Origin of the sequence: Luteibacter pinisoli, from assembly GCF_006385595.1 — a bacterium.
In the GTDB taxonomy this organism is placed as follows: domain Bacteria; phylum Pseudomonadota; class Gammaproteobacteria; order Xanthomonadales; family Rhodanobacteraceae; genus Luteibacter; species Luteibacter pinisoli.
In genome coordinates, this window is the sequence record NZ_CP041046.1 from 4,220,267 (window position 1) to 4,233,793 (window position 13,527).

Below are 13,527 nucleotides of genomic sequence, written 5' to 3' on the forward strand. Positions count from 1 at the left end.
GGTTATTTCGGCAGGGCGTAGGCGATCACCCAGTCGCCCTGCTTCGTGCCCAGCGAACCGTGGCCGCCGGCCACCACCAGGATGTACTGGCGGCCGGTATTGTCCGCATAGCTCATCGGCGTGGCCTGGCCACCGGCGGGCAGGCGCGCCTCCCACAGCTTGCGACCGGTGCGCACATCGTAGGCGCGCAGGTAATAGTCCAGCGTGCCGCTGAGGAAGGTCAGCCCACCCGCGGTGGTCACCATGCCGCCCAGGCTGGGCACGCCCAGCGGCATCGGGATCGGCAGCGGTGCGCTGTCCACGATGGTGCCGTTGCGGTGCTTCCACAGCGTCTTGCCGCTACGCAGGTCGATACCGGCGACATAGCCCCACGGCGGCGCCTGGCACGGGATGCCCAGCGGCGAAAGGAACGCGGACACTTCGATGCCGTAAGGAATGCCCACGGCTTTCTTGATGCCTTCGGTCTCGCTCTTCGATTCGACCACTTCCATCTTGTCGAGCTGGTCCTTCGGGATCAGCCGCGACTGGAAGGCCATGTAGCTCGGGTTGGCGAGCAGAAGCTGCCGCGTCGGATCGACCGATACGCCACCCCAGTCAAAGACGCCGAAGTTGCCCGGGAACACCAGTGAGCCCTGCAGCGACGGCGGCGTGTACATGCCGTCGTAGCGCAGCGAGCGGAAGCGCACGCGACACCACAGCATGTCGAACGGCGTGGTGCCCCACATGTCGCGCTCGCGCATGTCCGGCGGCACCATGTTGAGGTCGGACATCGGCTGCGTCGCCGCGGTGTGGTCACCCGGCACCGCGCCCTGCGGCCGCGGTACTTCATGGATAGGGACGATGGGCGTGCCGTCACGCCGGTCCAGCACGTAGATGCTGCCCTGCTTGGTCGACGCGATGATCGCCGGCTTGACGCCACCGTCGGTGGTCAGGTCCACCAGCGTGGGCTGGCCACCCACGTCCATGTCCCACAGATCATGGTGGGTGAACTGGTAATTCCACTTCACCTTGCCCGTGGTGACATCGAGCGCGACCAGGCCCGCGCCGTACTTCTCCGAGGTCGGTGTGCGCCCGGCGGCAAACTGGTCCGGTGTCTGGTTGCCCATCGGCAGGTAGACCATGCCCAGCTGTTCGTCGACGCTGAAGAGCGACCACATGTTCGGCGAGTTACGCGTATAGGTATCGCCGGCCGCGATGGGTGCGGTGTCGTCCGGCTTGCCCGGATCCCAGTTCCACACGAGATGTCCGTCGTGCACATCAAAGGCGCGGATGACGCCGGACGGCTCGTTGGTCGATTCGTTGTCGGTGACATGGCCGCCGATGATCACCAGGTCCTTCGTGACCGCGGGCGGCGAGGTGGAGTAGTAACCGCCCGGCGTGAACGGGCCGATGTTGGCGCGCAGGTCCACGGTGCCCTTGTTGCCAAAGTCTTCGCAGACCTGGCCGTTGTCGGCGTTGATCGCGATCAGGCGTGCATCGGCGGTGGGCAGGAACAGGCGGCGCGGGCAGGTGCCCGAGGCCAGCACGTTGGCCGGCAGCGGCGCGGTGGACGCAGGCGCCGGCACGCCGGGTGCCGTGGTGGCCGGCGCGGGAATCAGCGCGGCCGCGTAGCGCGCATCGTCGTGATACGACACGCCGCGGCAGGTCATATGTTCCCAGTGCTTGAAGCCGATGGGGCTCTGGATCTTCGGATCGAATTCCCAGCGCTTTGCCCCGGTCGCAGCATCCACGGCGATCACCCGGCTGTGCGGCGTGCACAGGTACACGGTGTCGCCGATCTTGAGCGGGGTGTTCTCGGCCGTGGTCTCGGTCGGATCATCGGGGCCGGGAAGATCACCGGTTTGGATTTTCCACGCCACCTGCAACTGACTGACGTTGTCGGGCGTGATCTGCTTCAGCGGCGAATAGCGCTGGCCCCACGAGGAACTTCCATAGTCGGTCCAGTCGCCGTCCGCACGTGACGCGCGATCGCCCTGCGGCCCGGACACATCGGCCATCGGCAGTTCGCCGGCGAGATCCGGCACCGGCTGGAAAACACCGACGAGGCCCACGACGGCCACCACGAGCAGGCCAAGGAACAGGAAGCCGCCGCCCGTGCCACGCGCGGTGTCATGGTACGGGTTACGGCCCAGCCCGCGTCGTGGCCACGGCAACAGCAGCCACAGCCCCAGCACGAACCACACATCCAGGCGCGGCAGCAGCTGCCACCAGTCGAAGCCCACTTCCCATACCGCCCACGCGGCACTGGCCAGCAGGAACACGGTGTAGAGGGGCACGGCGAAACGGACGCGGAACAACAGCAGTGCGGCTACCACTAAAAGCAGTGCGCCCGTGGCGACGAAGTAGACCGATCCGCCGAAGTGGGTCAGGCGGATGCCGCCGAGCAGCATGGCCACGCCGGCCAGCGCGAAGACAAACGCAGAGAAGAGCGTCGCCGGGTGGAACCTTCTTACCCTTCTCACGTGTCAGACCTCGCAAAGGACGGCACCCACCCCTCTGCCTAGACTGTGATCTGACACGTGAAGCGGTGGTGCATGCCTCAGGCGAATTCCGCCCATGCGTCGGCGTTTTCCGGCGCTTTCTTCTGGCCGAAACGCAGGTCGTGCACCGTGGGTTCGGCCACCACGACCGGCGCGCCGTCGTCGACGGTGAAGAACGCCACCTGTTCGCGCAGCGAGCCGGCCTGGTCTTGCATGGACTTCGCCGCGGCCGCGGCTTCTTCCACCAGGGCCGCATTTTCCTGCGTTACCTGGTCGATCTGCGCGATGGCGATGTTCACCTGGTCGACACCCGCCGACTGCTCGGCGCTGGCAGCGGCAATCTCGGCCACGATGTCGGTCACCTTCGACACGCTGCTGACGATGTCACGCAAGGCGTTGGCGGAACGCTCGACCAGTTCCGCACCGGTCTCCACGCGCTCGCCGCTTTCCACGATGAGTGCCTTGATCTCCTTCGACGCCGCGGCGCTGGACTGCGCCAGGCGACGCACCTCGCTGGCGACGACGGCGAAGCCACGACCCTGTTCGCCGGCACGCGCCGCTTCCACGGCCGCGTTCAGGGCGAGCAGGTTGGTCTGGAAGGCGATCTCGTCGATCATGCCGACGATGTCGGCGATGCGGCGGCTGGAGTCACCAATGTCGCGCATCGCATCCATGGCTTTCGCCACCACGTCGCCGCCTTTCTCCGCTTCGCCACGGGCATGGCGTGAGAGGCGATCCGCGGCATTGGCGTTCTCGGCATTCTGTTTCACCGTCGCCGTCATCTCTTCCATCGACGCCGCGGTTTCTTCCAGGCTGGAGGCCTGTTCCTGCGTGCGATGCGAGAGGTCGTCATTACCGCGCGCGATTTCGCCCGCGGTGGTCGACACCACGTGGGCGCCGGTCTGCACTTCGGCCACGATGGAGGCGAGCGTGCCGCGCATGCGTTCCAGTGCGCCAAGCAGGCTATCCGGCGTGAAATCGCTGGCGGCATCGTGGCGCAGGTCGCCGCCGGCGATGCGGCTGGCGATGGCCTGCGCATCACGCGGTTCGCCACCGATGGTCGCGCGGATGCTGCGCATCGAGAACCAGACCACGAACAGCGCCAGCGCGGCGAGCACGGCCGACTTGGCCAGACCCTGCACCATCTGCGCCTGGAAAGCGGCGTCGATATCGGTGAAGTACGCACCGGAGACGAAATGCAGGTCCCACGGCTGGTACAGCGCGGAGTAGCTGATCTTGTCGCGCAGCTCCTTCGTCTTCGGCATCACCTGGGTGTAGCGGGTGAGGCCGTGACCATCCTTCGCGTCGGCTTCCTGCATGGCCACGTACTGATGGAACCCATGGCCGTCGGCATCGTCGCGGATGTTCTTGCCGATCTCGTCGCTGCGCAGCGGATGCATGCGCATCGCCAGGCCGGAGTCGAAGGCGAAGACGTAGCCGGTGCCGTTGTCCCAGCGCATGGCTTCGATGTCACGCAACGCGGCGACGCGCGCTTCGACGTCGCTCATCTCGCCCTTGGCGGCGCGCGCATGCCAGGCGTCAGCGATGGAGCTCGCTGCGGACACGTGCTGCCCAAGGGTATTTTCCAGGCCGCGCATCTGCGCCGCGCGGCTTTCGATGCCGGCCATGACCGTCTGGCCCACGAGGCCAAGCACGACGATCGTCATCACCATCCACACCCGCGTGTTCAGCGTGGTGCGTCCAAACCAGTTCATTACTGCCGACATACAACCTGCGCCCTCGGGATAAAGATGTCCCCCACGGACGCTTTATCGGCAAAAACCTGCGGCGCTTGACGTCACTTATGTGACAGCGTTCACACCGGCCAGCCTCAGGGCAGGCTGAGACGATGCCGTCCGCTGCCCACGGCGAGCGCCTTGCGTCCTGGCAATCCCACCTCGGCCTCGGTGCCGACGGGAACGACGACCTCCGCTTCGACGTGGCCGTTCACCTTGCGCCAGGCCACGGAGGCCTCGCCGTAGGGGGTCATCACCGTGGCCGACGCATGGTCCAGCCACCCGGTGAGGGCGGGCTGCACCGCGAACCGGCGCCAGCCCGGGGCCAGCGGACGCAGTCCGGCCATGTCCTCGAACAGCCAGTCGTCCACCGTGCCGAGGAAGTAATGGCCGCGCGAGCGCGAGGCCAGCTTCCAGTGTTCCCACAGGCTGGTCGCGCCGTTGGCCCGCCAGAAACCCCAGCTGGGGAAGGTCACCTGGGTGGCGATGGCCCAGGCTTCGTCGGCGTGGCCGGTGGCGGTAAGCACGGGCAGGATCAGCTTTGTCGCCAGGGCGCCGGTGTCGAGGTGGTCGCCGCGAGCCTTCGCGTCGGCGGCCACCGAGGCGGCCACGCGTGCCCGGTCGGCGTCGGGAACGAGGCCGAAGCCGAGCGCCAGCAGGTTATGCGCCTGGCGATAGCCCTGGTCGCCTTCGCCGCGGTAGACACCCGCCGTGCGGTCGAGGAAGCGGACGTTGAAGGCGTCGCGGACCTTCCCAGCCATGGCATCGAAGCGTGCCGCGTCGGCGGTGTCGCCGCCCAGGCGCTGCATGTCGGCGACGACGCGCTCCATCCGGTAGAGGTAGGCGGTCGCGGCCACCTTCTTGTCTTCGGGCGCATTTTCACCGGAAGGGTCGGTTTCCGGACTGACCCAGTCGCCCAGTTCGGTATCGTCGATGCCGCCCGGTGAATGGGCGTCTTCGCGGGCGACGAAGCGGGCGATGCCGTCGAGGTGTTCATCGATCGGCGCGCGATCGCCGGTGTGCATGTACAGCGCCCACGGCACGATGACGTACGCCGCATTCCACGTGGGCGCATGCACGTCGAGCGCCCATCCCGCGTTGGGCGCGGTGACGCGCGGCACGCCATCGCTGCCGCGGGTGTCGGCGATATCGCGCTCCCACTTGGTGAACAACGCCGCCGCATCGAAGTTGCGCAGGAACATGTCTACGCCCAGCATGCCGTCGCCGGTCCAGCCGTTTTTCTCGTACATGGGCGTATCCGTCGGGATGCCATGCAGGTTGTTGAGCATGGTGTCCACGGCGGCCTGGTGGATCCAGTTGAGCAGGTCGTTCGCGCTGTCGAAATGGCCGGTGACACCGACATCGGTGTGCACGACCGCCGCCTTCACCGCGGCGAGATCGGGACGCCCCGGCCAGCCATCCACCTGCACGTAGCGGAAGCCCTTGTACGAGAAGCGCGGGTGCCACTGCGTACGGCCTCCGCGCAGCGTAAGGCGATCGGTCTGGAAGCCGGCCTTGAAGTAGTGGTGTTCGTCGCGCGCGTCGACCATGCCGTCGGGCAGCAGCTTTTCGCCGTAGTGCGCGGTGATCGTCGTGCCCGCGGGCCCCTGTACGTCGAAATCCGCCCAGCCGGCGATGACGCGCGGAAAGGCGAAAACGAAGGTGCCCGGCTTGGGCTCGGTCACCTCGGTGGCAGCGAGCGTGTCGGTCACGCGGATCGGCTGTTCCATCTGCGCCACGAGCTGGCCTGGCGGTGCGGGAAGCACGGCGGCCGCGTTCCACTGCGACGGCGCCGCGGCGCGTGCGTCGTACACCTCGCCACCGTAGAGGTCGTCCAGTCGCGTCGGGCCGTCGGCCTGCTGCCAGGACGTGTCGGTGGGAATGCGCGCCACGCGGCCATCGGCGTAGCGGATGACGAGCAGCGCCCGCACGCGCGGCTGGCCGTGCCACGGCGCGCGCTCCCAATGCCATACGTTGGTGTTGGTCATGCCGTAGAACCCGCGGCCGAGTTCGGCGCCGAGTTCGTGGTCACCCGGCGTGAGCGGGACATCGGTGGTGACGACTTCCACGCGCTTCGTGTAGTCGGTAAAGCCTGGCGACAGCACGGCGTCGCTGACGGGGCGCCCATCCACGCTCATATCGGCATAGCCACCGGCGGCCACGTATAGCGTGGCGCGCGACACGGCGCCGTCCACATGGAAGCGTCGCCGCAGCAACGGGGCCGGCAGGCTCGCGGCATCGGCCTTGCCGATCCACTGCGCGCCAGCCCAGCCCGAGGCATCCAGGGCCGTGCCGAACACCGAGGTGGCACTCGCGTCGCCTTCGGACGTATGGACATCCACCTGCCACTGGTAGCGGCTGCCCGGGGCCAGCGCCGGGCCGGCGTAGGCCACGTCGAACGACTGCGCCGAACGCACCTCGCCGCTGTCCCACACCGGCTTGCCCTCCTGGCTGACGCGAAGGCGATAGCCCTGCTGGACGGTGCCGTTCTTTTCGGCATGGATGACCCAGGCGAAACGCGGTTTGGCCGTATCCACGTAGAGCGGCGCATCAACGCGTTCCATGCGCAGCCGCTCAAGGTGGGCGGCATGGGCGAACGAGGGGGCGAGCAACAGGGCGAGGCAGAGGGCGCGTGGCGGCAAGGCGTCGAATCCCGGGAGGCAGTCATCAACCGCCGAGCATACCCGCACACATCGTTCTAACGTGTGCGGGTCTACACAGTACCCACCCCAAGCCAACCGGAGCCACCGTCATGAAGACCTCCTTCGCCGGCCTCGCCCTGGGCCTTGCCCTGGCCAGTACCGCGGCCTACGCCGGACAACTCGACAAACTGGGCGGCCTCATGGGCGGCAGCGGCAGCAGCCTCACGGCGGGAAGCGCGGGCAACGCCGCCGGCATCATCCAGTACTGCATCAGCAACAACTATCTCGGCGGCAGTTCGGGCGCGTCGGGCGTGAAAGACAAGCTGCTGGGCAGTCTCTCCGGTAACACGTCCGCACCCGAGCCCACCCAGGACAAGGGCTACCTGGCGGGCGCCAAGGGGCTGCTCACCGGCAGCAACGGCAAGACCACGACCGACCTGAACCAGCTGGGCGGCATCGGTGGGAGCGGCGGCGGCACGGACGACATGAAGGCCAAGCTGGTGCACAAGGCCTGCGACGCCGTGCTCAAGCAGGGCAAGAAGATGGCCGGGATGTAACCTGGGCGCGGATGTAACTCAGGCGCGCGTGATGCGCCCAAGCGCTTCGGTGAGATCCGCCACGCCATAGGGCTTCACGATCACTGCGGTGCGCGCATCACGCACCACGCCGTTGGCGTTCTGGTCGCCAGTGGCGAACAGCACCGGCAGGTCCGGCTGGGCCTCGCGCATGCGCGAGGCCACGTCCACGCCGTTCATGCCTGGCAGGCCCACGTCGGCAAGCAGCACGTCGATGTTTTCGCTGCCGTGCAGGCGGATGGCTTCGTTGCCGTCGCCCGCCTCGAACACCGTATGCCCACGGCTCTCCAGCATCTCGGCGATGCTCATGCGGATCAGGGCGTCGTCTTCCACCACCAGCACGCGCAATGACGGTGCCGCTGCCGGTGCGGTACTGGCCGGCGGCGGCAGGCGCGTGGGCGCCATCGCAGGGACCAGCACGCGGGCGGCGAGGATCTGGCGGACTTTGCGCGCCAGCGCCTCCCGGGTATAGGGCTTGCTGAGCAGCTCCACGCCTTCATCGAGGCGGCCGCCATGCACGATGGCGTTCTCGGTGTAGCCGGAGGTGAACAGCACCGCCATGCCGGGCTGGCGTTCCACGGCCTTGCGCGCGAGCTCGGGGCTGCGCAGGGGGCCGGGCATCACCACGTCGGTAAACAGCAGGTCGATGGCGATGCCGCTGTCGATGATGGACAGCGCGCTTTCCGCGTCGCGCGCCTTCAGCACGCGATAGCCGAGGTCGGCCAGCAGGCCCACCACGGTCTCGCGCACTTCGTCGTCATCCTCGGCCACCAGCACGGTTTCGTCGCCGCCGCGCACGCCGCCTTCGTCGAGATCGACAAGACGGTCTTCGCTCTGCGCCGAGCGGGGCAGGTAGATCTTCACGGTAGTGCCGTGGCCGGCCTCGCTGTAAATCTTCACGTGGCCGCCGGACTGCTTCACGAAGCCGTAGACCATGGACAGGCCCAGGCCGGTGCCCTGGCCCTCCGGCTTGGTGGTGAAGAACGGTTCGAACACGTGCGCCAGCACATCCGGCGCAATGCCCGTGCCGGTGTCGGTCACCGCCAGCATCACGTACTGGCCCGGCTTCAGGTCACCGTGGGCCTTGGCATAGGCCTCATCGAGCTGGGTGTTGCCGGCCTCGATGGTGAGCTTGCCCTGGGCACCCATCGCGTCGCGCGCGTTGATGGCCAGGTTGAGCAGCGCGTTTTCCACGTTGCCCACGTCCACCAGGGTGTTCCACAGGCCGCCGGCGATGACGGTTTCCACCTCGATCGCCTCGCCCAGGGCGCGGCGCAGAAGGTCGTCCATCTCGCGCACGAAGCGGCCGATGTTCACCACCTTGGGGGCGAGCGGCTGGCGCCGGCCAAAGGCGAGCAGCTGGGCGGCCAGCTTTGAGCCGCGGGTGACGCCGGCCATCGCATTGGCCACGCGCCGCTCGGCGCGGGCGTTGCCGCGCACGTCGGTGGCCAGCAGCTGCAGGTTGCCGCTGATGACCTGCAAGAGGTTGTTGAAATCGTGGGCCACGCCGCCGGTGAGCTTGCCGATGGCGTCCATCTTCTGCGCCTGGCGCATCTGGTCCTGGGTGATGTCCATCGGGCCCTGGCCACCGGGGCTCATCCACGCCTTGTCGTCGCTGGCCGGGCGCCAGGTCGCCAGCACCACGCCCTCGCCGACCGCGGAGACACTCCATGTTTCCAGGGCGAGGCGCCAGAGCAGGCCGTCGATCGCCGTCAGTTCGAGGTCGCGCACGCCCCGGGCGCCGATCGTCGGCAGCAGGGACTCCAGGGTGGTGCGTCCGGCCGGATCCCACAGCGACAGGAACGCGGCCCCGCGCAGGCGGGCCCTGGCCCACGCATTCGCGTACAGCGTCTCGCCGGCGGGCGACAACGCCACCAAGCCGAAGGGCACCGCATCAAGCGATTGATTGAGCAGTGCATGGTCCTGCAACGCGAACGGAGATGGCATGGGACCGGGCTGCCCTGGGTGTCTGTATGGGATGGGGGCGGAATCTTATCGTCGGGCCATGGGGCCTTGGGTGTAGGGGATCTTCACATGCCCGCACGGCCGTTCAGGCAAGCCCCACGGGCGCGCGGATTGCAACTCATTGAGTTACCAAGTGCATTGGCACTTTACCCTATATCTTGTGTTGACCTGCCCTGCCCTCGCCTATATCGTGTGTCCCGTTGGTGTCCGAGGCGGCGCGACTGCCCGTCGGACTTAATAGGGAATCCGGTGTAAATCCGGAACTGCCCCGCAGCGGTAAGTGGAAACGATCCCGTTCAATGCACTGGCCCCCAAAGGCTGGGAAGCGACGGGTAGGCGAGGCGGCACGGCCGCAAACGTCCACGAAGTCCGAAGACCTGCCAGCAGCCGTGGCCCAAGCAGCCCGGTTTGTAGTGACGGCTTCCGCGGGGAAGCACGTCGCGGACCGAAGCCCCGTTGCGCGGCTTCGTCCCCGGCTTTCCCGTTGCGCCCCACTGCGTCGAGACCCGTGCGAGGGAGCGGGCGACTGGACCTAGGCCCTGGGGCACGCCAAGCATGACGACAATGGATTCCGCAGCGCGCGAGCGCACCGAGACGGCCGATGCGGCCGCCACCCCCTCCACCCGCACCACCGAGCAGGCCCCCGCGGCCGGCTACCGCGAGGATGCCCCGCCGGCCTTCGCGCTGACCCCGCCGCACAACCCCGGCCAGATGCGCGTGAAGAAGCGCAACGGCGGCCAGGAAACCGTGGACGTGAACAAGATCGTGCGCGCGGTGACGCGCAGCGCCGACGGCCTGTTCGCGGTAGACCCGATGCGCGTGGCGCTGAAGACCATCGGCGGCCTCTACGACGGCGCCACCACCCAGGAGCTCGACCAGCTCTCGATCCGCACCGCCGCGGCCCTCACCGCCGAAGAGCCGGAATACGGCCAGCTTGCCGCGCGCCTGCTCTCGGCCTTCGTCGACAAGGAAGTGAGCGGCCAGGACATCCAGTCGTTCTCGCAGTCGATCAACCTGGGCGTCGAGCTGGGCATCCTCAACGAGCGCCTGCGCGCGTTCGTGCAGGCCAACGCCCGCAAGCTCAACGATGCGATCGACCTGACCGCCTCGCGCCGCTTCGAATACTTCGGCCTGCGCACGGTGTATGACCGTTACCTGCTGCGCCACCCGACCAAGCGCCACGTCATCGAGACGCCTCAGTACTTCTTCATGCGCATCGCCTGCGCGCTCGGCGGCAACGATGTCGCGGAAACGCTTGAGCTGTACCGCATGCTCTCGTCGCTGGAATACCTGGCCAGCTCGCCCACCCTGTTCAACGCCGGCACGGCGCACGAACAGCTGTCGTCGTGCTTCCTGCTCGACTCGCCGCAGGACGACCTCGCGTCGATCTACGCGAAGTATGGCGACGTGGCCCAGCTCTCGAAATTCGCCGGCGGCATTGGCCTGGCCTACTCGCGGATCCGTTCGCGCGGCTCGCTGATCCGCGGCACCAACGGCCATTCGAACGGCCTGGTGCCCTGGCTGAAGACGCTGGACGCCTCGGTGGCCGCGGTGAACCAGGGCGGCAAGCGCAAGGGCGCGGCCTGCGTGTACCTGGAAAGCTGGCACGCCGACATCGAGGAATTCCTCGAGCTGCGCGAAAACACCGGCGACGACGCCCGCCGCACGCACAACCTCAACCTCGCCAACTGGGTGCCCGACCTGTTCATGCGTCGCGTGGAAACGGACGGCGACTGGTCGCTGTTCGATCCGAAGATCGTGCCGCACTTCGTCGACACCTGGGGCGAGACCTTCGAAGCCGCGTACGCGAAGGCCGAAGCCGACGGCATCGCCTCGAAGACGGTGAAGGCGCGCGAGCTCTACGCCCGCATGCTGCGTTCGCTCGCGCAGACCGGCAACGGCTGGATGACCTTCAAGGATCGTTCCAACGCCACCAGCAACCAGACGGCGCGCCCGGAGAACGTCATCCACCTGTCGAACCTGTGCACCGAGATCCTCGAGGTGACCAACGAAGGCGAGACGGCGGTGTGCAACCTCGGCTCGGTGAACCTCTCCCGCCACGTCGTGGACGGCGCGTTCGATTTCGACAAGCTCGCCACCACCGTGCGTACGGCCGTGCGCCAGCTCAACCGCGTCATCGACCTGAACTTCTACCCGATCGACACCGCGCGCACGGCGAACATGAAGTGGCGCCCGGTGGGCCTGGGCGTGATGGGCCTGCAGGATGTGTTCTTCAAGCTGCGCCTGCCGTTCGACTCGGCCGAAGCGCTGCAGCTCTCCACGCGCATTTCGGAAGAGATCTACTTCCACGCCCTGTCGCAGTCCAACGAGATCGCCGAGCGCGATGGCGCCCACCCGGGCTTCGACGAGAGCCGCGCTGCCAACGGCGAGCTCCAGTTCGATTACTGGCCGGCCGCCACGCCGACCGGCAAGGACGACCGCTGGGCCGAATTGCGCGAGAAGATCAAGGCGAAGGGCCTGCGCAACTCGCTGCTCATCGCCATCGCGCCGACCGCCACCATCGCGTCCATCGCCGGTTGCTACGAATGCATCGAGCCGCAGGTGTCCAACCTGTTCAAGCGCGAAACCCTCTCGGGTGACTTCCTCGTGGTGAACCGCTACCTCGTCGACGAGCTGAAGACCCTGGGCCTGTGGACCGCCGACGTCCGCGACCAGATCAAGCTGGCCGAAGGTTCCGTGCAGGGCATCACCTCGATTCCCGAGCAGCTGCGCGCGATCTACCGCACCGTGTGGGAGCTGCCGCAGAAGGCCCTGATCGACCTGGCCGCCGCGCGCGGCGCCTATATCGACCAGAGCCAGTCGCTGAACCTGTTCATGGAAAACCCGAACATCGGCCAGCTGTCGTCCATGTACATGTACGCATGGAAGTCCGGCGTCAAAACCACCTACTACCTGCGTTCGCGTCCGGCCACCCGTATTGCGAAGACCACCGTCACCGCGTCGGTCGCCGCACCGGTCGCACCGGTCGTCGATGCGCAGGACGAAGCCACGGCAGCAGTGTTCTGCTCGCTCGAAAATCCTGAATACTGCGAGGCCTGCCAGTAATGTCCGCCCATCCGATCACCCGCGACGCCCACCTCCTCGACCCGGGCTTCGAGCTGACGCTGCGTCCGATGCGTTACCCGAAGTTCTACGAGATGTACCGCGCTGCCATCCGCAATACGTGGACGGTGGAAGAGGTGGATTTCTCGCTGGACGTGACCGACCTGAAGTCGAAGATGTCCGACGCGGACCGGCACCTGATCCATCGCCTGGTGGCGTTCTTCGCCACCGGCGACACCATCGTGTCGAACAACCTGGTGCTTAACCTGTACCAGCACGTGAACTCGCCCGAAGCGCGCATGTACCTGTCGCGCCAGCTGTATGAGGAAGCGCTGCACGTGCAGTTCTACCTCACGCTGCTCGACACCTACATCCCGGATCCGAACGAGCGCAACAAGGCCTTCGCGGCGATCGAGAACATCCCCTCGATCCGCCAGAAGGGCGAGTTCTGCTTCAAGTGGATCGACTCCATCCAGGACGTCAACCGCCTGGAGACCCGCGAGCATCGCCGCCAGTTCCTGCTCAACCTGATCTGCTTCGCCGCATGCATCGAAGGCCTGTTCTTCTTCGCGGCCTTCGCCTACGTGTACTACCTGCGCTCGCGCGGCCTGCTGCATGGCCTCGCCTCGGGTACGAACTGGGTGTTCCGCGACGAATCGGGCCACATGGCCTTCGCCTTCGACGTGGTTCGCACGGTGCGCGAGGAAGAGCCGGATCTCTTCGACGACGAGATGCGCCTGCAGGTGGAGCAGATGCTGGAAGACGCGATCGCCTGCGAGACCCAGTTCGCGGCGGACGTGCTTTCCGGTGGCGTGGCCGGCCTGTCGGTGAACGACATGCGCCAGTACCTCGAGTACTGCGCGGACCAGCGCCTGGTCCAGCTCGACATGCCGAAGAAGTACGGCTCGAAGAACCCGTTCGACTTCATGGACTTGCAGGACGTCCAGGAGCTCACCAACTTCTTCGAACGCCGTGTTTCGTCCTACCAGGTGGGCGTCCAGGGCGAAGTGGCCTTCGACCAGTCGTTCTGAGCCAACGGGGAGCGGCGGCAGGAAATGCTGCAATG

General features: G+C 67.0%; 7 protein-coding genes and 1 riboswitch. Of the genes, 3 read left to right on the forward strand and 4 right to left on the reverse strand.

The window, feature by feature from the left end; all coding sequences use genetic code 11:
- Positions 1 to 2 precede the first annotated feature (2 nt).
- From FIV34_RS19215 to FIV34_RS19225, 3 genes are all read right to left on the reverse strand, one after another.
- Entirely contained in the window at positions 3 to 2,462 is a 2,460-nt protein-coding gene (locus tag FIV34_RS19215) for a membrane-bound PQQ-dependent dehydrogenase, glucose/quinate/shikimate family (RefSeq protein ID WP_246058687.1), read from the reverse strand.
- A 77-nt stretch (positions 2,463 to 2,539) separates the two neighbouring features.
- Positions 2,540 to 4,207: a methyl-accepting chemotaxis protein gene (locus FIV34_RS19220; RefSeq protein WP_139985101.1), complete on the reverse strand. Its 1,668-nt coding sequence runs from the start codon at positions 4,205 to 4,207 to the stop codon at positions 2,540 to 2,542.
- A 104-nt stretch (positions 4,208 to 4,311) separates the two neighbouring features.
- Entirely contained in the window at positions 4,312 to 6,858 is a 2,547-nt protein-coding gene (locus FIV34_RS19225) for a family 78 glycoside hydrolase catalytic domain (RefSeq protein WP_139985102.1), read from the reverse strand.
- 110 nt (positions 6,859 to 6,968) lie between these two features.
- Between FIV34_RS19225 and FIV34_RS19230 the strand changes: the two genes are divergently transcribed.
- Positions 6,969 to 7,415 (forward strand): DUF2501 domain-containing protein, encoded by a 447-nt coding sequence (locus tag FIV34_RS19230; protein WP_139985103.1) that lies wholly within the window; start codon positions 6,969 to 6,971, stop codon positions 7,413 to 7,415.
- An 18-nt stretch (positions 7,416 to 7,433) separates the two neighbouring features.
- Here the strand turns inward: FIV34_RS19230 and FIV34_RS19235 are convergent, their stop codons facing one another.
- On the reverse strand, positions 7,434 to 9,380 hold the full coding sequence (locus tag FIV34_RS19235) for a response regulator (RefSeq protein ID WP_139985104.1): 1,947 nt from the start codon (positions 9,378 to 9,380) through the stop codon (positions 7,434 to 7,436).
- A 202-nt stretch (positions 9,381 to 9,582) separates the two neighbouring features.
- A riboswitch (cobalamin riboswitch) is annotated at positions 9,583 to 9,797 on the forward strand.
- Between the two features lie 165 nt (positions 9,798 to 9,962).
- Here FIV34_RS19235 and FIV34_RS19240 point away from each other — a divergent pair.
- Both FIV34_RS19240 and FIV34_RS19245 read left to right on the forward strand, forming a co-directional pair.
- A complete protein-coding gene (locus FIV34_RS19240) occupies positions 9,963 to 12,464 on the forward strand; it encodes a ribonucleoside-diphosphate reductase subunit alpha (RefSeq protein WP_425462901.1) in 2,502 nt (833 codons plus the stop codon).
- Positions 12,464 to 13,492, forward strand: coding sequence for a ribonucleotide-diphosphate reductase subunit beta (locus FIV34_RS19245; protein ID WP_139985106.1), 1,029 nt, complete (start codon positions 12,464 to 12,466; stop codon positions 13,490 to 13,492). The genes FIV34_RS19240 and FIV34_RS19245 overlap by 1 nt, the downstream gene beginning before the upstream one ends.
- The last annotated feature ends 35 nt before the right edge of the window (positions 13,493 to 13,527 follow it).

Coding starts and splice junctions, on each gene's coding strand:
- FIV34_RS19240 (WP_425462901.1), top strand. CDS start 9,963: ATGGATTCCGCAGCGCGCGAGCGCACCGAGACGGCCGATGCGGCCGCC.
- FIV34_RS19245 (WP_139985106.1), top strand. CDS start 12,464: ATGTCCGCCCATCCGATCACCCGCGACGCCCACCTCCTCGACCCGGGC.
- FIV34_RS19235 (WP_139985104.1), bottom strand. CDS start 9,380: ATGCCATCTCCGTTCGCGTTGCAGGACCATGCACTGCTCAATCAATCG.
- FIV34_RS19220 (WP_139985101.1), bottom strand. CDS start 4,207: ATGTCGGCAGTAATGAACTGGTTTGGACGCACCACGCTGAACACGCGG.
- FIV34_RS19230 (WP_139985103.1), top strand. CDS start 6,969: ATGAAGACCTCCTTCGCCGGCCTCGCCCTGGGCCTTGCCCTGGCCAGT.